The sequence below is a fragment of the Ruegeria sp. BB5 genome (assembly GCF_056539405.1).
Genome location: NZ_JBQFUX010000003.1, coordinates 111,955 through 130,842, shown reverse-complemented (window position 1 = coordinate 130,842; position 18,888 = coordinate 111,955). Strand labels below are relative to the sequence as shown.

The 18,888-nt window shown below is 57.4% G+C and carries 17 protein-coding genes; 9 read left to right on the top strand and 8 right to left on the bottom strand.

Annotation, left to right across the window (positions count from 1 at the left end; genetic code table 11):
* Positions 1-10: 10 nt before the first annotated feature.
* The 4 genes from ACR0DL_RS10445 to ACR0DL_RS10430 are packed head-to-tail and all read right to left on the bottom strand — an operon-like array spanning position 11 to position 3,903.
* The gene (locus tag ACR0DL_RS10445) at positions 11-337 is read right to left on the bottom strand and encodes a cytochrome o ubiquinol oxidase subunit IV (protein WP_480688987.1); all 327 of its coding nucleotides are present in this window, start codon (positions 335-337) and stop codon (positions 11-13) included.
* Positions 330-962 (bottom strand): cytochrome c oxidase subunit 3, encoded by a 633-nt coding sequence (locus ACR0DL_RS10440; protein ID WP_170349988.1) that lies wholly within the window; start codon positions 960-962, stop codon positions 330-332. Before ACR0DL_RS10440 ends, ACR0DL_RS10445 begins: the two co-directional genes overlap by 8 nt.
* Positions 959-3,043: a cbb3-type cytochrome c oxidase subunit I gene (locus ACR0DL_RS10435; RefSeq protein WP_480688985.1), complete on the bottom strand. Its 2,085-nt coding sequence runs from the start codon at positions 3,041-3,043 to the stop codon at positions 959-961. Before ACR0DL_RS10435 ends, ACR0DL_RS10440 begins: the two co-directional genes overlap by 4 nt.
* Positions 3,040-3,903, bottom strand: coding sequence for a cytochrome ubiquinol oxidase subunit II (locus ACR0DL_RS10430; RefSeq protein ID WP_480688983.1), 864 nt, complete (start codon positions 3,901-3,903; stop codon positions 3,040-3,042). Before ACR0DL_RS10430 ends, ACR0DL_RS10435 begins: the two co-directional genes overlap by 4 nt.
* Here ACR0DL_RS10430 and ACR0DL_RS10425 point away from each other — a divergent pair.
* The 8 genes from ACR0DL_RS10425 to ACR0DL_RS10390 all read left to right on the top strand — a co-directional run bounded on the left by ACR0DL_RS10425 (position 3,902) and on the right by ACR0DL_RS10390 (position 13,651).
* Positions 3,902-4,177, top strand: coding sequence for a hypothetical protein (locus ACR0DL_RS10425; RefSeq protein WP_480688981.1), 276 nt, complete (start codon positions 3,902-3,904; stop codon positions 4,175-4,177). The genes ACR0DL_RS10430 and ACR0DL_RS10425 overlap by 2 nt on opposite strands.
* On the top strand, positions 4,177-5,412 hold the full coding sequence (locus ACR0DL_RS10420) for a lytic murein transglycosylase (RefSeq protein ID WP_480688979.1): 1,236 nt from the start codon (positions 4,177-4,179) through the stop codon (positions 5,410-5,412). Before ACR0DL_RS10425 ends, ACR0DL_RS10420 begins: the two co-directional genes overlap by 1 nt.
* Before the next feature lie 391 nt (positions 5,413-5,803).
* Positions 5,804-7,432 (top strand): peptide ABC transporter substrate-binding protein, encoded by a 1,629-nt coding sequence (locus tag ACR0DL_RS10415; RefSeq protein ID WP_170394809.1) that lies wholly within the window; start codon positions 5,804-5,806, stop codon positions 7,430-7,432.
* A 66-nt stretch (positions 7,433-7,498) separates the two neighbouring features.
* Entirely contained in the window at positions 7,499-8,422 is a 924-nt protein-coding gene (oppB, locus tag ACR0DL_RS10410; RefSeq protein ID WP_170349984.1) for an oligopeptide ABC transporter permease OppB, read from the top strand.
* A gap of 10 nt (positions 8,423-8,432) precedes the next feature.
* On the top strand, positions 8,433-9,362 hold the full coding sequence (locus ACR0DL_RS10405) for an ABC transporter permease subunit (protein ID WP_170349983.1): 930 nt from the start codon (positions 8,433-8,435) through the stop codon (positions 9,360-9,362).
* Position 9,363: 1 nt separating this feature from the next.
* Positions 9,364-11,169, top strand: coding sequence for an ABC transporter ATP-binding protein (locus tag ACR0DL_RS10400; RefSeq protein WP_170349982.1), 1,806 nt, complete (start codon positions 9,364-9,366; stop codon positions 11,167-11,169).
* A 305-nt stretch (positions 11,170-11,474) separates the two neighbouring features.
* A complete protein-coding gene (gene galU, locus ACR0DL_RS10395) occupies positions 11,475-12,368 on the top strand; it encodes a UTP--glucose-1-phosphate uridylyltransferase GalU (protein WP_170349981.1) in 894 nt (297 codons plus the stop codon).
* 206 nt (positions 12,369-12,574) lie between these two features.
* Positions 12,575-13,651 carry a DUF2793 domain-containing protein gene (locus tag ACR0DL_RS10390; RefSeq protein WP_480688977.1) on the top strand — a complete coding sequence of 359 codons (1,077 nt, stop codon included), beginning with the start codon at positions 12,575-12,577 and terminating at the stop codon, positions 13,649-13,651.
* Positions 13,652-13,684: 33 nt separating this feature from the next.
* Here the strand turns inward: ACR0DL_RS10390 and fcl are convergent, their stop codons facing one another.
* From fcl to ACR0DL_RS10375, 3 genes are all read right to left on the bottom strand, one after another.
* Positions 13,685-14,662: a GDP-L-fucose synthase gene (gene fcl, locus ACR0DL_RS10385; protein ID WP_170376957.1), complete on the bottom strand. Its 978-nt coding sequence runs from the start codon at positions 14,660-14,662 to the stop codon at positions 13,685-13,687.
* Between the two features lie 10 nt (positions 14,663-14,672).
* Positions 14,673-15,797, bottom strand: a complete 1,125-nt coding sequence (gmd, locus tag ACR0DL_RS10380; protein WP_170349978.1) for a GDP-mannose 4,6-dehydratase — start codon at positions 15,795-15,797, stop codon at positions 14,673-14,675.
* A 141-nt stretch (positions 15,798-15,938) separates the two neighbouring features.
* Positions 15,939-16,820 (bottom strand): phytanoyl-CoA dioxygenase family protein, encoded by an 882-nt coding sequence (locus ACR0DL_RS10375; RefSeq protein ID WP_170349977.1) that lies wholly within the window; start codon positions 16,818-16,820, stop codon positions 15,939-15,941.
* Positions 16,821-16,923: 103 nt separating this feature from the next.
* On the opposite strand from ACR0DL_RS10375, the gene ACR0DL_RS10370 reads away from it, so the two are divergent.
* Positions 16,924-17,814, top strand: a complete 891-nt coding sequence (locus ACR0DL_RS10370; protein ID WP_480647348.1) for a LysR family transcriptional regulator — start codon at positions 16,924-16,926, stop codon at positions 17,812-17,814.
* On the opposite strand, the gene ACR0DL_RS10365 is transcribed toward ACR0DL_RS10370, so the two are convergent.
* The gene (locus ACR0DL_RS10365) at positions 17,787-18,866 is read right to left on the bottom strand and encodes a helix-turn-helix domain-containing protein (RefSeq protein ID WP_170361833.1); all 1,080 of its coding nucleotides are present in this window, start codon (positions 18,864-18,866) and stop codon (positions 17,787-17,789) included. The two genes, ACR0DL_RS10370 and ACR0DL_RS10365, sit on opposite strands and share 28 nt — an antisense overlap.
* Positions 18,867-18,888: the final 22 nt, after the last annotated feature.

Here is an 18,888-nt window from a genome sequence, read left to right as displayed (position 1 = left end):
ATACAATTCGCTACATCGGATAGGTGTGCATCCGAACCGCCAGATTGCCCATGATCCAAACAGTTCCAAGAATGATGATCAGTAACACCAGCGTAGAGAAAAGGATTAAATCCAGGTCTTCGCGGCTGCTGCGGCGTCGGTCGATATGCAGGAAATAGACGAGTTGTACAATGAGTTGCGCCAACCCCAGCAGGGCGATTGAAAGGTAAACCCCTTTGGTTTCGATGCCGTATTTATAGGTTATCGTGAACACCGCCCCTGTCAGCAAAAGCGAGCCGCCATAACCGATGACGTACCGCCGACGTTCGCGCCGATGCATCTCGCTGCGCTTATCCATAGGTCAGCCCTCCGAAGTAAACGATGGTGATGATCCCGATCCAGATCAGGTCGAGGAAGTGCCAGAACAACGCCAACCGAACCACACGCGACATCAGCAGATCGGTCAAGCCAAACAGGCGCAGCTGAATGCCCAACACGATCAACCACAAGCACCCAGCAGCCACGTGCAACCCATGCAGCGGCACAAGACCGTAGAAGGCCGATAGAAACCCGCTGCGTTGAGGGACACCGCCTTTTTCGGTCATCGCCACGAAGTCGCGGATTTCCAGCACCAGAAAGCTGAGACCCAATACCAGCGTCACGCAGAACCAGAACACGATCCGCCATCTGGGCAGGTTGTATTTCAGCGCCAGCATTGCCAGCCCCACGGTAAGGCTGCTGGTCAAAAGGATTATCGTCTGGGCAAAGATGCTTCTCAGATCGAACAGCTCGTGCGGACCGGGCCCGCCAGCCTGTGCATCGATCATGGTGATGTAAATGGCGAACATCAGGCCGAAATAGACCAGATCGCTCATCAGAAAGACCCAGAATCCGAAAGTGACAACCTCGGCGGCCTGGTCCGCGCTGGCATGCCGCCGCCCGAGGTTTAACCCCGGATAGCTGTGCGTCGGTGCGCGCTTCATGTCACTGCCTCCAGGTCAGGGCGGGCAAGGCCGCGATTTTCCGGAGCAATTTCATGATCGCGATCCACCGGTGCAGAGCTGCGCACCAAATCAAGCCAGGCTTCGTGTTGTTTGCGAACCTCCTCGGCGGGGATGACCTCTTCTGTGTCCAGCCGGAAAGTCCACAGGATGAAGGACAGCAACATCAGCGCAGTTACCAGTGCGGCCAGCCACCAGATCCACCAGACCAATGCGAACATCCAGACTCCGCTGAGTACACACAGGATGAACCCGATCCCAGTGTTGCGCGGCATCGAGATATCTTCGTAATCATCAGGTGTCGGATAGGCCTCACCCCGTTCCTTTGCGGCGGCAAAGTTATCCCGATCCGTCACCTGCGGGATGACGGCAAAATTGTAGGGCGGCGGCGGCGACGGGATCGACCATTCCAGCGTGCGCGCATCCCACGGATCGCCGACTGGCACGCGGGTGTTTTCCCGGTCGCGGATACTGACCCACAATTGCATAACCACCGCCAACAGCGCCGACAAGATCACCAGCGCGCCGATGACGGCGATGATCATATAGGGGTGGAAACTGGGGTCTTCCCAACTGAACGACCGGCGCGGCATCCCCATGAGGCCAACGAAATAAAGCGGCAGGAAAGTCAGCATGAACCCAACCGTCCACAATACCACTGTGATGCGCCCCCAACGCTCGTTCAGCCGGAACCCAAAAGCTTTGGGGAACCAGTAATTGTATCCGGCCAGCAGGCCGAACAGCACGCCCGGCAACAGAACATTGTGGAAATGCGCCACAAGGAACAGAGTGTTATGCACCTGATAATCGACCGTCGGGTTAGCAAGGATCACACCCGACAAGCCACCAATCACAAACAACATCAGAAAGGACAGGCCGTACAGCATCGGCACCGAAAACCGGATACGGCCACGATACAAAGTCGCCATCCAGTCATAGACCTTCACCCCGGTTGGAATGGCGATCAGCATGGTAGCGATGCCGAACACAGCATTGATCAGCGCGCTTTGGCCCATTGTAAAGAAATGGTGCAGCCAGACCGTAAAGGACAGCACCGCGATGCACATTGTGGCAATCACTAGCGAGTTGTACCCGTAAAGCCGTTTGGCCGAGAATGTGGCGAAAACCTCGGAATAGATACCATAGGCGGGCAGAACCAGCAGATAGACCTCGGGGTGGCCGAACAGCCAGAACAGGTTGGCATAGTTCATCATGTTGCCGCCAAGGTCGTTGGTGAAAAAATGGAAATCCAGATACCGATCCGCCGCCAGCATCAGTGCGGCCACGCCGAGCGGCGGCATGGCAAAGATGATCAGGATCGAGCTGCTGATGATTGTCCAGCAATACATTGGCAGCCGCATGAACTTCATCCCCGGCGCCCGCAGCTTATAGATCGTGACTGCAAAGTTGATCCCCGTCAGCGTGGTACCGATGCCTGAGACAACAATGGCCCATATCCAGTAATCCGGCCCCACGCCGGGGTTAAAGGCGGCCCCGGTATAAGGCGGATAAGCCGTCCACCCCCCGGTTGAGAAATTGCCAACCACCAGCGACACCATCAACATCATGCCCGCCGAGACGGTCAGGCCCAGACTGATCTGGTTCATTACCGGAAAGGCCACATCCCTCGCGCCGATCATCAGTGGGATAAGGTAATTCGCGAGCCCAAAGACAAAGGGCACGGCGACAAAGAACACCATTATCGTGCCATGGGTGCTGAACAGTTCGGCAAAGTGTTCGGCCTCAAGGAAACCATCGCCCGGCCCGGCTGCTTGTTGGGCGCGCATGACAACGCCTTCAAGCACGCCGCGCGCCAGCATGACGATGGCAAAGACGATGTACATAATGCCGATTTTCTTATGATCTGCGCTGGTCAGCCAGTCGCGCCACAAAGGCCCCCACAGGCGGAACCATGTCAGTGATCCGACCACGACAATGACGCCTACGATCACCACGGCCGCCGCCGCGTTGGCCACGATTTCATTTGCGTTAGGGTTTTGGATCAGACCCGTGATCGGGAAGGCATCCCAGTTCAGACGGCCAAAGAATCCTGTTTCGGTCATTGTGCGCCCTCTTGCCCGTATTCAGCGGTTCCCGGTTGTTGATCGCGTGGCAACGGTTGCCCACCGTGATAGCGGTGCAAAATGGACTGGAACAGATCACCGTCCTCCAGCGTAAAATAAAGCGCATTGAGTGGCATCAGTGAGGTCCCCAATACTGCCTGTACCTCATCCCGATCCGTGCGCATGGCCAGCGTTCTGTACGTGTCTTCGGTCAGAGGGATCCCATGGGTGCGAACACTTTCAACCCAGGCATTGAAGTCTTCGAGCTGCATCGCCTGAGTCAGAAACTTCTGCTTGGTAAAACCCCGTCCATTATACTGCGTGTTTTCGCCCTGCATCGTCTCGGGCGTATCGGCCACCAGATGCAGCTGAGTCGTCATCCCCGGCATCGCGTAGATCTGCCCCGCCAGGGCGGGGATCATAAAGGATTGCATCACCGTATCCGTCGTCAGCGTCATCGCCACTTGCTGTTTGACAGGAATGCCGAACTCTCCGACGGTGGCGATACCAAGATCGGGGTAAATGAACAGCCATTTCCAATCGAGGCCAACAACCTGCACGTTCAGCGCGGGTGTTTCACCGAACGGAGTGGCGTAAGGGTCCAGCCGATGGGTGGCTTTCCACAAGTAAAACGACAGCAGCGCCACGATCACGACTGGCACGCCCCACATGGCAAATTCCAGCTTGCCCGAGAAATCCCATTTGGGCCGGTACTCTGCCGCGCTGCCCTTTCGCCGCCGGTACCGCAAGGCGATCAGCGGCACCAATACCAAAACCGGCAACACGGCGATCATGATCAGAACAGTCGCCCGCAGCAGGTGGGTTTTCTGAACCGCCGCAATAGGGCCTTGCGGGTCCATGAAGCTGTTGCTTGCCCACGCCATCTGTGCCGAGGTCACAACAATCGCGATCACCAATGCCATTGCTGAAGGTTTGAGTAAGGCCACGCCTGATAGTCCTCTTAAGCCTTCGTTTCGGCCAACTATCGACAGAGTCACAGATTTTCTCAAGGTTTTTTCCAAAACCGTCGATTGTTTCACACCCTGCCTGAACAACCACAGCATTAGGATCGTGCAAATCGCCTTCGATGATGCGGTTGACTTGGCATCGCAGCCGGGTGAGACATTTTGGTGATGCGTTGGATTATTCTCGCCCTCGGCCTTTGGTGCCTTACGACAAGTGCAAGCGCACAGGATCGCGCGACGGTGGAACGCCAGTTTAAAGCATGGCTGCAGGATACAGTCTGGCCGCGGGCCAAGGCCCAAGGTGTTTCGCACGCAACCATGCAGCGGGCTTTTGATGGGGTAACTCTCAACTGGAAGTTGCCCGATTTGGTGCCGCCGGGCAGTTCTGCTCAGACACCCAAACAGCAAAAACAGGCTGAATTTGGATCACCTGGCCGATACTTCAATGCCGGTTCCGTTCAGGGTGCAACTGCCAAAGGGCGGCAGATGGCCCGGCGTCACGCCGAGACCCTGGCGCGGGTCGAGGCGGAAACCGGGGTTCCCGGACGGATCATCCTGGCCATTTGGGGCCGGGAAAGCGGGTATGGCCAAGTACCCATCCGCCACGATGCCTTTCAGGTGTTGGGGACAAAAGGGTTCATGAGTACCCGGGCCGCGTATTTCACCGACGAGTTGATCGCCGCGCTGCAAATTGCCGAGGCCGGCCACGCCCCAACGGGCACGTTGAAAAGCAGCTGGGCGGGCGCGTTGGGTCAACCGCAATTCATGCCTTCGAACTTCCTGACCTTTGCCGCGGATGGAAATGGCGACGGGCGGTCCGACATCTGGGGCTCGGCCGAAGATACAATCGCCTCCATCGGGCATTTCCTGTCGCAACATGGCTGGGTCACCGGGCGCGACTGGGGGTTCGAGGTCACGGTTCCAACCCAGATAACCTGTGCGTTGGAAGGACCGGATCAGGGGCGACCTATTCAGGACTGGGCTGCCATGGGGATCACCCGCGTATCTGGCAAGCCATTTCCACCACACGAACTGCCGGGTGAGGGGTTTCTGATGATGCCAGCTGGACGCAAGGGACCCGCCTTTATCGTCACGCCGAATTTCTACGTTCTCAAGGATTACAACAAAAGCGATCTCTACGCTCTGTTCGTGGGCCATGTCGGAGACCGCATTCAGTATGGCGTTGGGGACTTCAAAGCCCGCTGGGGCAAGGTTGATACCTTGTACCGGTCAGATATCGCAACCATGCAACGGGCGTTGGAAATCCAGGGCCATGATGTCGGTGGTGCGGATGGATTGCCGGGGTTCAAGACTCGCCGCTCGATTGGGCGCTGGCAACAAGTGACTGGACGCAGCCCGACCTGCTTCCCAGAAACCAGCATGAAATCCGCTCTGGCGCAGTAGCGATTCGCTGCAAATTTGATGTGATTCGAGCTTCCTTGGCGTCAAGTTTGCGGGGCGACCTTCACAAAAATGTCAAGAAACGATGAAGTTTCATTATTAAATTTCCCAACCTACGTCCATTTCGTTCACGATCCACCTGTAGTTGCTTAAATTGTGGGCACCATCTTTATCCCGATTTGAAATAATGCCACCTTCACCGGCAGTGAAAGGCGACTTTCGCAAACACGTTCCCGACTGCAAACCGAAAGACTGCGACGCGGTGTTCCTTGCGCTCTGAAAAAGCAAAATTCGAACCCGTCCCGGTCTTGTTCAGGGTCGGACAAACAAGGTGGCCTGTACCCATCCTGAAAGGATGCGCGTGCCGGACCCCTAAAAACGGGAGTAGAAAAACATGAACAAGTATATGCGTACATCTCTGGCGGGGCTGTTGACCTCGACCATGATCACCGGTGCCGCCCTTGCTGCGGGCACCCATCCCACAACCGGCGAGGCGCTGGCGGATGACCAGACCTTTATCTACCGCCTTGGCGATGAGCACAGCTCGGTCGATCCGCAGGTTGTAGAGGATACCTATGGCGCTGAGATTACCCGCGACCTGTTTGAAGGTCTGATGAACCAGGACGAAGACGGCAATCTGGTTCCGGGCGTCGCCACCGGCTATACCACCAACGACACCAAAGACGTTTATACCTTTACCCTGCGCGACAACGCCAAGTGGTCGAATGGCGACCCGGTGACAGCAGGTGATTTTGTTTATGCCTGGAAACGCGCTGTCGATCCCGCCCTGTCCTCGCCCTACGCCTGGTTCATGGAGCTAATGTCGATCGAGAATGCTGCAGAAATTATTGCCGGGAACAAGCCTATTGACGAGTTGGGCGTCAAAGCCCTCGACGATCACACTCTGGAAGTCACTCTGAGCGCGCCCCTGCCCTATTTCCCGCAGATGACCACGCACTCCACCACCTTCCCGGCCCCGCAGAAAGTGATCGAGGAACATGGTGACGCCTGGACCCGGCCCGAAAACATCGTCTCGAACGGTGCCTATATCTGGACCGAACACCTGCCGCAGGAACGCTCGGTCCGTGAACGTAACGAGATGTATTGGGATAATGAAAACACGATCTTGGACAAAGTCGTGACGCTGGTCATCAACGACGAAAACGTCGCTTTGACCCGCTATCTGGCTGGCGAACTGGACCGCACCGAAGTTCCCGCAGGGCAGTTTCCCCGCATGAGCCAGGAACACCCGGATCAGGCCATCAGCTTCCCGCGCCTGTGTAACTACTATTACACATTCAACCTGACGGAAGACGGTCCCGAAGCGTTCAAGGACCCTAATGTCCGCCAGGCACTGTCACTGGCCGTTGATCGCGAGATCATCACCGAAAAAGTCATGGCTGGTGGCCAGCCGCAGGCTTACACTTTCGCGCCCGAAGCCACCGCAGGCTTTACCGTGCCCGAGGTCGAGATGGCCTCGATGACCCAACCTGAGCGGGATGAACTGGCTAAGGAACTGCTGGCTGGTGCCGGTTACGGCCCCGACAATCCGCTGAGCTTTGAGATGGTCTACAACACCAACGAAGATCACAAGAAAGTCGCCGTGGCGCTGAGCCAGATGTGGAAACAGAAACTGGGCGTGAATGTCGAGCTGGCCAACATGGAATGGAAAGTCTTCCTGGAAGAGCGCGGCAACCAGAACTTCGATCTGGCCCGCGGCGCATGGTGTGGCGACTATAACGAGGCCTCCACCTTCCTGGACCTGCTGCAATCGCAATCAGGCTATAACGACGGCAAGTACAACAATGCCCGCGTTGACGAACTGCTGGCCGAAGCCAAAACCTCGGACGATCCTGCACCTCTGTACACCGAGGTTGAGCGTATCATCGCGCAGGAAACGCCTGTGATCCCGATTTACCACTATGCTGGCGTCTACATGATGGACACCGACGTGGGGAACTGGCCGATCAACAATGTCGAGCAGAACTGGTACTCGAAGAACCTCTACAAACGCGCCGAGTAATCGTCTTTGAACCTCGCCCTGTCCCGGATGCAACCGGGGCAGGGCCAATAAACATGGGGGCATGAAATGCTTGCCTATAGTCTACGGCGACTGCTGGTCGCCATACCGACGATCCTGTTGCTGATCGTCGCCTGTTTCTTCCTGATGCACTTCGCGCCCGGCGGGCCCTTTACCTCGGAACGGCCTCTGCCACCGGCTGTTCTGGCTAATATCGAAGCCCGCTATGGGCTGGATCAACCGCTGTGGAAACAGTTGTGGGATTACCTCTACAACATCGTCGTGCATTTCGATTTCGGCCCGTCCTTCAAGTTCAAGGATCGTGATGTGAACGACATCATCGCGCAGGGTTTTCCGATCTCGCTGACCTATGGGTCGCTGTCGTTTCTGGTCGCCACAACTGTTGGTGTGGGTCTGGGGATCGCCGCCGCAATCAAGCACAACAGCTGGATCGACTATTTCGCCGTGGGTCTGGGCATTGCTGCGCAGGCGCTGCCGAACTTCATCATGGGCCCGATCCTGATCCTGACTTTCACCCTGTGGCTGGGGCTGCTGCCCGGCGGTGGTTGGAATGGTGGTCAGTGGCAATATCTGATCATGCCGGTCATTGCGCTGGCGACCTCGTACATGGGGTCGATTGCGCGGATCACGCGGTCGTCCATGCTTGAGGTTCTGAACTCGAACTTCATCCGCACCGCGCGCGCCAAGGGCCTGCCGACCAGAACCGTAATCTGGCGTCATGCGTTGAAGCCGACCCTTCTGCCTGTTGTGTCCTATCTTGGGCCGGTCTTTGTCTACGTGCTGACCGGTTCGGTCTTTGTCGACATCTATTTCTCGACCGGTGGACTAGGTCAGGCCTATGTCGGCTCGGCCCTGTCGCGGGACTATGCCGTGCTGTTGGGAGTCACGATCCTTTATGGCGCGCTAACCGTTGTCGTGAACTTGCTGACCGACCTGGCCTATGCCTGGTTCGATCCGAAAATCCGGTACTGAGGGGCTGGCAATGCTTGGAAAATCACAAAAAGCCGCTCAGTTGGCCGGAGACGTAACTGACTACACGGTTATTCAGGGACGTTCGCTGTGGCAAGACGCACGGATGCGTTTTGTTCGAAACAAAGCCGCAATGGCCAGCGTCTTCATTCTGACCATGATCGTCCTGTTCACAATCTTTGGCCCATATTTCGCCGTCTGGAGCAACGAGGAAATCGACTGGAACGTTATGGGGGACGTGGCTGGCATGGGCATGCCCTCAATCGAAACCGGGCACTATTTCGGCGTCGACGATCTGGGACGCGACCTTTACAGCCGCGTCATTCAGGCCACTACAACATCGCTGCTGGTCGGGCTTATCGGGGCGGCAACCGCACTGATTGTCGGAACCTGCTACGGTATCGCCGCCGGATATATCGGCGGGCGCACCGACGGTGTCATGATGCGGTTTGTCGACATCCTGCTGGCGATCCCGGCCACATTGATCGTCATCTTGCTGCTGGTCGTGGCGGGGCGGTCGTTCTTCATGTTGTTCATCGCACTTGGCGCGGTGGGCTGGCTAACCATGGCGCGGATCGTTCGGGGGCAAACCCTGACCCTGAAAAACCGCGAGTTCATCGAGGCTGCCCGTGCAGCTGGTGTCAGCGAGTTCACGATCATGTATCGCCATATCCTGCCAAACCTTTTGGGTGTGGTAATCGTCTATGCCTCGTTGTTGGTGCCGGAAATGATCCTGATGGAAAGCTTCATCTCGTTTCTTGGATTGGGCATTTCGGAACCCTACACGTCCTTGGGTCGTTTGATTGCCGAAGGCGCAGGAACGATGGCTTACGGGACGCTGTGGCAGTTGATGTACCCGCTGACAATCTATGTCGCCATCATCATCTCGATGTTCTTCATCGGCGATGGTTTGCGTGACGCTCTGGACCCGAAGGATCGCTGATATGAGCCTGTTCTCTGTTAAGGACCTGAGCGTCCAGTTCAATACGCCAGATGGTGTGGTCGAGGCCGTCAAAGGCATCAGTTTCGACATCAATCCGGGCGAATGCCTTGGCATCGTGGGTGAAAGCGGGTCAGGCAAAAGCCAGACCTTCATGGCCGCGATGGGATTGTTGCCGCCTGCCGGGCGGGCCATGGGGTCCGCTACTCTAAACGGCAAGGAAATCCTAAACCTGCCTATCAACAAGCTGAACAAGATCCGTGGCGATGATGTCGGCATGATCTTTCAGGACCCACTGACCGCGCTGACCCCACATTTACGGATCGGCCAGCAAATGCGAGAGGTTCTGCAGGTACATGAAGGGCTGCAAGGGTCCGCCGCTCGGGCTCGCTGTCTGGAATGGCTGGATCGCGTCCGCATCCCCGAGGCAAAACGGCGGCTGGATCAATACCCGCACGAATTGTCGGGCGGTATGCGTCAGCGCGTGATGATTGCAATGTCGATGCTGTGCAATCCCAAGCTGCTGATCGCGGATGAACCAACCACGGCGCTGGACGTCACCGTGCAGGCCGACATTCTGGACCTGATGGTGCGCCTGCAAAAGGACGAAGGCACGGCGATTGCCCTGATCACCCATGACATGGGCGTTGTTGCGCGGATGTGCGATCGCATTCAGGTCATGCGTCTGGGTCAGTTTGTCGAGGCCGGAGACACGCGCGAAATCTTCCGCGCACCGCAGCACGAATACACCCGTACTCTGCTAGAGGCGATGCCGCGGATCGATGCTGGCGATGCGCCGAAGGCTTTGGACAAGGTCGAAGACCCGCTGTTGAAAGTTGATGACGTCAAGGTCCATTTCCCGATCCACGTGCCGGGTGGCATATTTGGACGCAAGGTGCCATTGAAGGCGGTCGATGGCGTCAGTTTTGACATCCGCAAAGGTGAAACACTGGGTGTTGTAGGCGAATCTGGCTGTGGAAAATCCACTCTAGCAAGGGCGGTTCTTCAACTGATCGAGCCCAGCGGTGGCAATGTCAGCTGGCTGGGCCATCCCATTGTCGGGTTAAAACGGGCCGAGCTGAACAAATACCGCAAAGACTTGCAGATCGTGTTTCAGGACCCGCTGGCAAGCCTCGACCCGCGGATGACGATCTCGGCGTCTATCGCGGAACCGCTCAAGACCTACCGCCCCGATCTGACGGATCGGGAACGCAAGGAAATGGTCGCCGACATGATGGAACGGGTTGGTCTGAAGGCCAACATGATCAACCGTTATCCGCATGAGCTGTCCGGCGGGCAAAACCAGCGGGTCGGCATTGCACGGGCGATGATCAATAAACCCAAGTTGATCATCTGTGATGAGGCGGTTTCGGCGCTTGATGTGTCCATTCAAGCGCAAATCGTGGAATTGTTGCGCGAACTGCAACAAGAGTTCGGCCTGTCGATGATCTTCATCAGCCACGACCTGTCTGTGGTACGTGCGGTCTCGAACCGGATCATGGTTCTGTATCTGGGCCGAATAGTCGAGCTGGGGGATGGAGAGGTGATCTGTTCCGATCCGATCCACCCTTACACGAAATCCCTGATCTCGGCGGTTCCAATTCCAGACCCGGATGTGGAACGCAGCCGTCAGCGGTTGAAGCTGCCTGGTGAACTGCCCTCACCCATGGATCCCAAAGCCGCATTGCGGTTTCTTCCCAGCCGGTTGGCCGCAGGTCAGACCGATTATGTGCCGCAGCTGAGCGAGGTGACGCCGGATCATTTCGTGGCCGAACACGACCCGCTGGAAATCATCATGAACGGGGCCTGACCCTGCTGCCCCGAAGCCGTTCACCCGGCTTCGGGGTTTGCATTGGACCCAGTGACTACGGCAACTGTCGGCAAGGCGGATCTATGGCAGGCAGATATCCGTTTCTGCTGCAGATAAGGGCAGAAATCCGCAATGTCGCGCAGGGTAACTCCCGATCGTTTTGACTTCTACCGCACCGGGTGGCACCATCCTTTGCAAATGAGACGTTGGTTGTTGCAGAGCGTTGATTGTTCGGACCACAGCGCCTAAGAGACCCGCGTAGTACGCTAACAGTCAGACATTGTTTTAGTAACTTGAGAGGTCAAATGACACGTAAGGTCACAAAGGCGATCTTCCCCGTCGCAGGGCTTGGTACGCGGTTCCTGCCCGCGACAAAGTCGGTCCCGAAAGAGATCATGACGTTGGTCGACCGCCCGTTGGTACAATACGCCATCGACGAAGCGCGTGCCGCCGGCATCACTGAATTCATTTTCGTGACCTCTCGCGGCAAGTCTGCACTAGAAGATTATTTCGACCACAACTTGGTGCTTGAGCAGGAGCTGAAAGCCAAAGGCAAGGAAGACCTGCTGGAAACGCTGAACGCCACCAATATGGAAAGTGGCGCGATTGCCTATATCCGTCAGCACAAAGCGTTGGGTCTGGGTCACGCGGTCTGGTGCGCCCGTCGCCTGATCGGCGACGAGCCTTTTGCGGTAATGTTGCCAGACGACGTGATTGCTGCCGACAAGCCTTGCCTGCAGCAAATGATCGAAGCCTATGAAGAAACCGGTGGCAACATGGTGGCAGCCATGGAGGTTCCCGAAGACAAGACCAGCGCTTACGGTGTGTTGGACGTAGGTGAAAATATCGGAACGGTCGTACGCGCCCGCGGCATGGTCGAAAAACCCAAGCCCGAGGATGCGCCCTCGAATCTGGCAGTTATCGGCCGCTATGTGTTGGGGCCGTCGGTATTGTACAATCTGAACCAATTGAAAAGAGGCAGCGGTGGTGAGATTCAACTGACCGACGCGATCGCCGAAGATATTGGCAATGGCGTGCCGGTCTTTGGGTACAAATTCAACGGACAGCGGTTCGACTGCGGCTCAAAATCAGGGTTCCTGCAGGCCACGGTAGCCTTTGCGCTGGCCCGCCAGGACTTGCGCGAGGATCTGAGCCAGTATCTGCGTGACGTTGTGGCGACGGATCAGGCTGCTCAGTAACAACATCTGACGACACATCGACCGGGGTTTTCCTCGGCACGGCATTTCCACAAGCCGGGGCGCTCAGCGCCTCGGCTTTTTTGATGCTTCTGAAAAGTTAGCAATTGGTTTTTCGGGCGCCCGGCACGGTCAGACGGGATTCATCCACCAAAAGGCAATGTGGCGCGCAATGCAATTGTCGGACCGACAGCCACAGGAGGACGCCCGTGCCACAAAATTCACCCCGATTGAGCCTTCCATTTCTGCAACCCTCACAGGCCCAGAAACACGTCACCCATAACGAGGCGCTGCGACAGCTGGATGTGGTTACCCAGCTGAGCCTGGCCTCGACAAACGCGTCGACTCCACCTGCCGCTCCAGACCAGGGCGAGGTTCACGCATTGGGCAACGCACCAACAGGGGATTGGACGGGTCAGGCCGGAATGTTGGCTACTTGGCTGGACAACGCCTGGTATTTCGCCGCGCCCGGCACAGGCTGGCGCGCATGGGATGAAAGCACCGGTCAAATGAAAGTCTGGGACGGTGGGGCCTGGATCGATCCCCCAGTGGCGACGCAGAATTTGGACGGAGTGGGTATCGCCACAAGCTATGACAGCACGAACCGCCTGTCGGTAAGATCTCCGGCCACATTGCTCAGCCACGAAGGCGGTGGGCACCAGCTGAAAATCAACAAGGCCGGTGCAGGCGACACCGCGTCCTTACTGTTTCAGTCCAATTGGACCGGCCATGCCGAGATGGGTTTGTCGGGCACTACAGGCTTTTCCATCAAAGTCTCTCCCGATGGCAGCAACTGGACTGACGCACTAAGCTTTGACCCCACGACCGGCATTGCAGATGGCGCGGCAATTCAGGCCAGCCCTGATGACATCACACCCGGGCGCCTGATGCGGGCTGACTACGGTTATGGCCCTGGCAACCTGTTAGGGTCCGTTTCCGAAAATGGCGGTGTACCAGACGGAGCGGTGATCGAGCGGGGCTCAACCCCCAATGGCGACTACGTGCGTTTTGCGGATGGAACGCAGATTTGCACCGTCACCCTGCCCGCAACGGGCTGTATAAATGCTGATGGCGCGCTTTTCGCAAGCGGCGCGGCGGTTTGGGATTTCCCGATGACATTTGCAACCGGTTCAGCCATTTCGGTCAGTGGCAGCGGAGGGGCCAGCAATCGGTTCATCGGCTTTGAAGCCCTGACCGAAACGCAGGTAGGTTTCAAGATTTTGGCCACCAACAGCGATGTGACGGCGCTGACACCAACGGCCATTGCCATTGGCCGCTGGTTCTGACGGAACGAACTGCCCGAGTCCCGACTTGGGCAGTTACTTAGCCCTCAAATCCGCCGCAGCCTGATCCAAGAACCAAGCATAGGTTTCGCGAATGCCGTCTTCCAGCCCAACGCGCGCGCGCCAGCCCATGTCGGCCAGACGGGACACATCCATCAGCTTGCGCATGGTGCCGTCCGGTTTGCTTACATCCTGAGTTATCCGCCCAGTGTAGCCGGTTGTTTTGGCCACCAACGCCGCCAGTTCCGCGATCGAAATATCCTCGCCACAGCCCACGTTGATGTGGCTCAGCATCGGTTGGGTGTTCGCCTCATAGACATCGCGCGGCAGGTCGAGCACGAACAGCGATGCCTCGGCCATATCGTCCACGTGCAGGAATTCGCGGCGAGGTTTGCCGGTGCCCCAGATCACCACTTCGTCCAGACCATCGCGCTGCGCCTCATGAAACCGGCGGATCAGGGCGGGCAGGACATGGCTGTTTTCGGGGTGGAAATTGTCACCCGGCCCGTACAGGTTCGTCGGCATGACCGAGCGGTAATCGACACCGTGCTGCCGATTATAGCTTTCACACAGTTTGATCCCGGCGATCTTGGCAACAGCGTAGGGCTCGTTTGTGGGTTCCAGCACGCCTGTCAGCAAAGCATCCTCGCGCATCGGCTGTGGCACGGCACGCGGGTAGATGCACGAACTGCCCAATTGCAGAAGATGTTTCACCCCAGCGGCAAAGGCCTGATGGATCACATTACATTCGATCATCAGGTTGTCGTAAATGAAATCCGCCGGATAGGTATTGTTGGCGTGGATGCCCCCCACCTTGGCAGCAGCAAGGATCACGACATCCGGGCGTTCAGCCTGCATAAAGTCGCGCACGGCGGCCTGATCGGTCAGATCTACTTCGGAATGTGTACGCGTGATCAACTCAAGCGCTTCGCCGGCTGCCTGACGATCCTGCAAACGCCGCAGAATAGCGCCACCTACCATGCCGCGGTGACCTGCTACGTAAATCTTGCGCATGTCGTGTTCCTCAGCCGTTTTCCAGACTTACCGGCAGTTCGTAACCATGCTCTTTCAACAGCGCATGGCGTTTCGCGGTTTTCAGGTCTTCGACAACCATTTCGGCGCACATTTCCTGCACGGTCAGTTCGGGCTCCCAGCCCAGCTTGGTTTTCGCATTCGAGGGATCGCCCAGCAGTGTTTCCACCTCGGCCGGGCGGAAATATTGCGGGTCGATGCGCATGATCACGTCGCCAGGTTTCAAGGCCGGCGCGTTTTCCCCTTCAATCGACGTGACGGTTGCGATTTCATCCACGCCGTCGCCCGAGAATTCCAACGTGATACCCAACTCGGCAGCGGACCATTCGATGAATTGGCGGACCGAATATTGCACGCCGGTAGCAATTACGAAATCTTCGGGATTGTCCTGCTGTAGCATCAACCACTGCATCCGCACGTAGTCTTTCGCGTGGCCCCAATCCCGCAGGCTGTCGATATTGCCCATGTACAGGCAATCTTCGAGACCTTGCGCGATATTGGCCAGACCGCGGGTGATCTTGCGGGTCACAAAGGTTTCGCCGCGGCGCGGGCTTTCGTGGTTAAACAAGATGCCGTTGCAGGCATACATACCATAGGCTTCGCGATAGTTGACGGTGATCCAATAAGAATACAGCTTGGCCACTGCGTATGGCGAACGGGGGTGGAACGGGGTCGTCTCACGTTGCGGCGTTTCCTGGACCAGACCATACAGCTCGGACGTGGACGCCTGATAGAACCGCGTTTTTTTCTCCAGCCCCAGAAAACGGATCGCTTCCAGCAGGCGCAGGGTTCCGATGGCGTCTACATCTGCCGTGTATTCCGGAGATTCAAAACTGACCGCCACATGCGACTGCGCACCCAGGTTGTAAACTTCGTCCGGCTGCACCTCTTGAATGATTCTCGTCAGGTTCGACGTGTCGCTCAGATCGCCGTAATGCAGGTGCAATTTGGGGTTGGGGTCATGAGGATCTTGATAAATGTGGTCGATCCGCTGCGTGTTAAAGGACGACGCCCGGCGCTTAATCCCATGAACTTCATACCCTTTTTCCAGCAGGAATTCGGCCAGATAGGACCCATCCTGCCCGGTAATACCTGTAATCAACGCCTTTTTCGTCATCTTATTTTCCCACGAAATACTGTGTGCATCTTTTCCACCTCAGAAACAGCAAGAACTCGCGGAATGCAACCCAACGCATTAAATCACTGAAAATACTGGCGGCTATTAACCGCCAGCCTGCGTATACATCACTATTTAACGTCAGGACGTCCCGTAGAGCGGCACATTGCTTTTAGCACCATCCGCCAGCGCTTTGCTCTGATCCCGGCGTACTTGTTCGTACAGAGCCAGCGATTGTTCAGAGAAGGCCGCGCTCGGGGGGGCGACATGAACAAAGTTTGACCGTTCGTCCTGACCGCGCACCAACATGGCATAGTCACGATCCGCAACCAGTTGCCGGGCGTTGGGGTTGAGATAGCGGATCGCCAGACCAATTCTGCGATCACCGGATCGGTTCGGACCCGAGCCATGAATAGTCAGCCCGTGATGCAGCGACATTTGCCCAGGGGCAAGTTCGATATGGGTTTTGTCTTCGTCTGCGACATCAACGGCGACTTCCTGCCCGCGCGACAACAGGTTGGTGTCGGAATAGGTGTCGTTATGCGGCAGGATCGGGTTTTTATGACTGCCCTGTACGAAATCCATACAACCGCTTTCGACCGTGGCCGGGGACAGCGCGATCCAGGCGGTCACTTGATCCGGTGTCTCACCCATGCCCCAATAGGTCAGATCCTGATGCATGCCCACCGTGTGTTCGGTATGGGCCTCTTTGACGAAAAACTCGGCGGACCAGACCATGATATCCGGCCCCAATACGCCTTCGACCACATCCAATACCCGCGGGTCCTGTGCCACCCTCGCGGCCAAAGGTATGACCAGATGTGCGTTTACACGCTTGTAGGTGTTCAATGGCAAAGGCAGATCTGCAGATAGCCAGTCGGTCTCGAGTTGTTCGAATTCCGCGCGGATTTCGGCGATCTCATCGGGAGAAAAAACCGTCAGAGGGAACAGAAATCCGTCTTCCCAATATTTCTCGGACTGGTTCACCGTCAGGGCGTGGGGTGAGTTAGCTGATTGCGGCATGAGGCACCTCTTGAATGATGATTCACGCAGGATAGGCCGGAACGCCACAAGGTCAGCGCACAACCTGTTGCCCGTTAGGCTAAGTTCAGCTTAGCCTATTCTCATGTCGTCCCGTATCCCGTCCCTCAACTGGCTGCGCGTGTTCGAGGCCGCGGCCCGCACCGAAAGCTTTGCCCGCGCGGCCACGCAGTTGAACATGTCGGCTGCAGCCGTCAGCCAGCAGGTGAAAGCGCTGGAAACGCGATTGGGCACGCCGCTGTTTCACCGCCACGCCCATGCCGTAACCCTGACCGAGGCGGGGCGGGCTTATCTGCCGTCTGTTCAACAATCGCTGCTGATGTTGGAAACCGCCACCACGGGGCTGTTCGGTGAAACGCGGGAACAGCGGTTGTTTGTGCAATCCATTCTGCTTTATGCGCACGGCATTCTGGCCGGTGGGCTGCCAGACTTTCACGCGTCGCACCCGCAGATCAGCCTGTCCTTGACCACCGGCAATCTGGTTTCAGATTTCGCCAACCAGTTCACCGATTTGCAGATCGTTTTCGGCAATCCGACACTCTATGGCGCGGACAGTGATGTGTTGTTGCATGAACGCCTGTATCCCGTAGCCCCGCCAAATATCGCCAATCAGATTCACCACCCCCAAGATCTGTTCCGTTTCCCTTTGATCGAGGTTTCGACTCACCGCGCCAGTTGGCTGCATCTGTTCGAGACCTTACGTCTGCCGACAGGTCAGGCGCGGTTTTTCTTTGCGGATAACTCCCTGATAGCGGCTGAGATATCGGCCAGCGGCGGTGGCATCGCACTGGCCCGCGCGCCCGCATCAGATCGGATCATGGAAATGTCGGGCCTTATCCCCTGCCTGCCTGACATTCAAGTGGCAGGTCACGAAACCTACCATCTGGTCTATCCATCCCGCGCAGCCCTGCGGCCACCGGCGCGTGCCTTTCGCGAATGGCTGCTGGATCACAATGCGGCGGTCCAGACCCGGTAACGCCCCTGCCCTGTCACCTCGCGGATCAGGCCGCGCCGGGCGAACCGGTCGATATTGCGCTGTACCGCTGCACGTGACGCTTTTGTCAGTTCCTCGGCCAGTGGGGCTGAAACCATGGGCCAGGCGGTCAGAACGTCGATCAACAAAGGCGGTGTCCGCCCGCTCAGCCCGCTGGTTGCCTCGCGCGCGCGTTGTTCCCAAGCGCTGACCCGATCAAGATGCATCAGCGCGGCTAAGGTTGCCTGCCCTGCCCCTCTGATCCAGGCCGAAAGCTTTTCGTCTACCTCGCCAACCCCGCGCAGCGCCCCGGGACCGGACAGCGCCAAAGGCATGAACATCGCCCCGCCCCGCCCCATCGTTGCCGCGTGGCGGGCCGCGATAATTGCGGCTTCGGTATCCTGTCCGATCCCCTGAGACAGCGCGCGCCAGGCATGGAACCCCATGGCCGCCTGCGTCACCGGATGCAAGCCTTCGGAATTGCGCATCACTTCTGCCAGATCGGCCACTGCCTCGGGGATGTCTTCGATACCTTGCGCCATGCGATCCAAAAAAGCGGTCAGGCCAATTTCCCACCCATCCGAAGACGGGCCCGGTCCGGAAGTTAAACGCCGTACCGCCCAACCGGCCCGAAACAAAGCCTGAACGTCATCACCGGTTGCACCGATCCGCAGACCGGTCCACAACGCCAGCCGGTCAACACTGATCCGGTCCCCGGTCCACCAGCCCAGATCGGATACATCCATCAGCGCCAGCCGATGCGTCCATCCATCCGGCCCGGCCCGCAACCTCTCATCCAAAGCACCGAAAATTGCCGCCAGGTCGGCCAGTTCAAAAGACAGCTCGGCCTGAGCCGCACGCCAATCGCGCGGATCGAACAGCAAACGGCGATCCACTTTCGGGCCTGGGGGCAAAAAATCCTCGACCGCCTCTTCATCCTCGGGCGGCAGAAACCACAAGTCATCGTCTTCGGGCGGGTCCACATCATAGATACTGGAAGGGCCTACCGCATCGGCGTCCTCATCCGGATCAGGCATGACGGGCTTTTTCTTCATACCCATTATATTTCGAGGATTT

What these genes read in the sequence shown, in the direction of transcription:
- fcl (WP_170376957.1), bottom strand. Translation starts at nt 14,662, where the DNA reads ATGCGCAAGATTTACGTAGCAGGTCACCGCGGCATGGTAGGTGGCGCT.
- ACR0DL_RS10405 (WP_170349983.1), top strand. Translation starts at nt 8,433, where the DNA reads ATGCTTGGAAAATCACAAAAAGCCGCTCAGTTGGCCGGAGACGTAACT.
- galU (WP_170349981.1), top strand. Translation starts at nt 11,475, where the DNA reads ATGACACGTAAGGTCACAAAGGCGATCTTCCCCGTCGCAGGGCTTGGT.
- ACR0DL_RS10400 (WP_170349982.1), top strand. Translation starts at nt 9,364, where the DNA reads ATGAGCCTGTTCTCTGTTAAGGACCTGAGCGTCCAGTTCAATACGCCA.
- ACR0DL_RS10365 (WP_170361833.1), bottom strand. Translation starts at nt 18,866, where the DNA reads ATGAAGAAAAAGCCCGTCATGCCTGATCCGGATGAGGACGCCGATGCG.
- ACR0DL_RS10440 (WP_170349988.1), bottom strand. Translation starts at nt 962, where the DNA reads ATGAAGCGCGCACCGACGCACAGCTATCCGGGGTTAAACCTCGGGCGG.
- gmd (WP_170349978.1), bottom strand. Translation starts at nt 15,797, where the DNA reads ATGACGAAAAAGGCGTTGATTACAGGTATTACCGGGCAGGATGGGTCC.
- ACR0DL_RS10420 (WP_480688979.1), top strand. Translation starts at nt 4,177, where the DNA reads ATGCGTTGGATTATTCTCGCCCTCGGCCTTTGGTGCCTTACGACAAGT.
- oppB (WP_170349984.1), top strand. Translation starts at nt 7,499, where the DNA reads ATGCTTGCCTATAGTCTACGGCGACTGCTGGTCGCCATACCGACGATC.
- ACR0DL_RS10425 (WP_480688981.1), top strand. Translation starts at nt 3,902, where the DNA reads ATGAAGCTGTTGCTTGCCCACGCCATCTGTGCCGAGGTCACAACAATC.
- ACR0DL_RS10415 (WP_170394809.1), top strand. Translation starts at nt 5,804, where the DNA reads ATGAACAAGTATATGCGTACATCTCTGGCGGGGCTGTTGACCTCGACC.
- ACR0DL_RS10445 (WP_480688987.1), bottom strand. Translation starts at nt 337, where the DNA reads ATGGATAAGCGCAGCGAGATGCATCGGCGCGAACGTCGGCGGTACGTC.
- ACR0DL_RS10375 (WP_170349977.1), bottom strand. Translation starts at nt 16,820, where the DNA reads ATGCCGCAATCAGCTAACTCACCCCACGCCCTGACGGTGAACCAGTCC.
- ACR0DL_RS10435 (WP_480688985.1), bottom strand. Translation starts at nt 3,043, where the DNA reads ATGACCGAAACAGGATTCTTTGGCCGTCTGAACTGGGATGCCTTCCCG.
- ACR0DL_RS10430 (WP_480688983.1), bottom strand. Translation starts at nt 3,903, where the DNA reads ATGGACCCGCAAGGCCCTATTGCGGCGGTTCAGAAAACCCACCTGCTG.
- ACR0DL_RS10370 (WP_480647348.1), top strand. Translation starts at nt 16,924, where the DNA reads ATGTCGTCCCGTATCCCGTCCCTCAACTGGCTGCGCGTGTTCGAGGCC.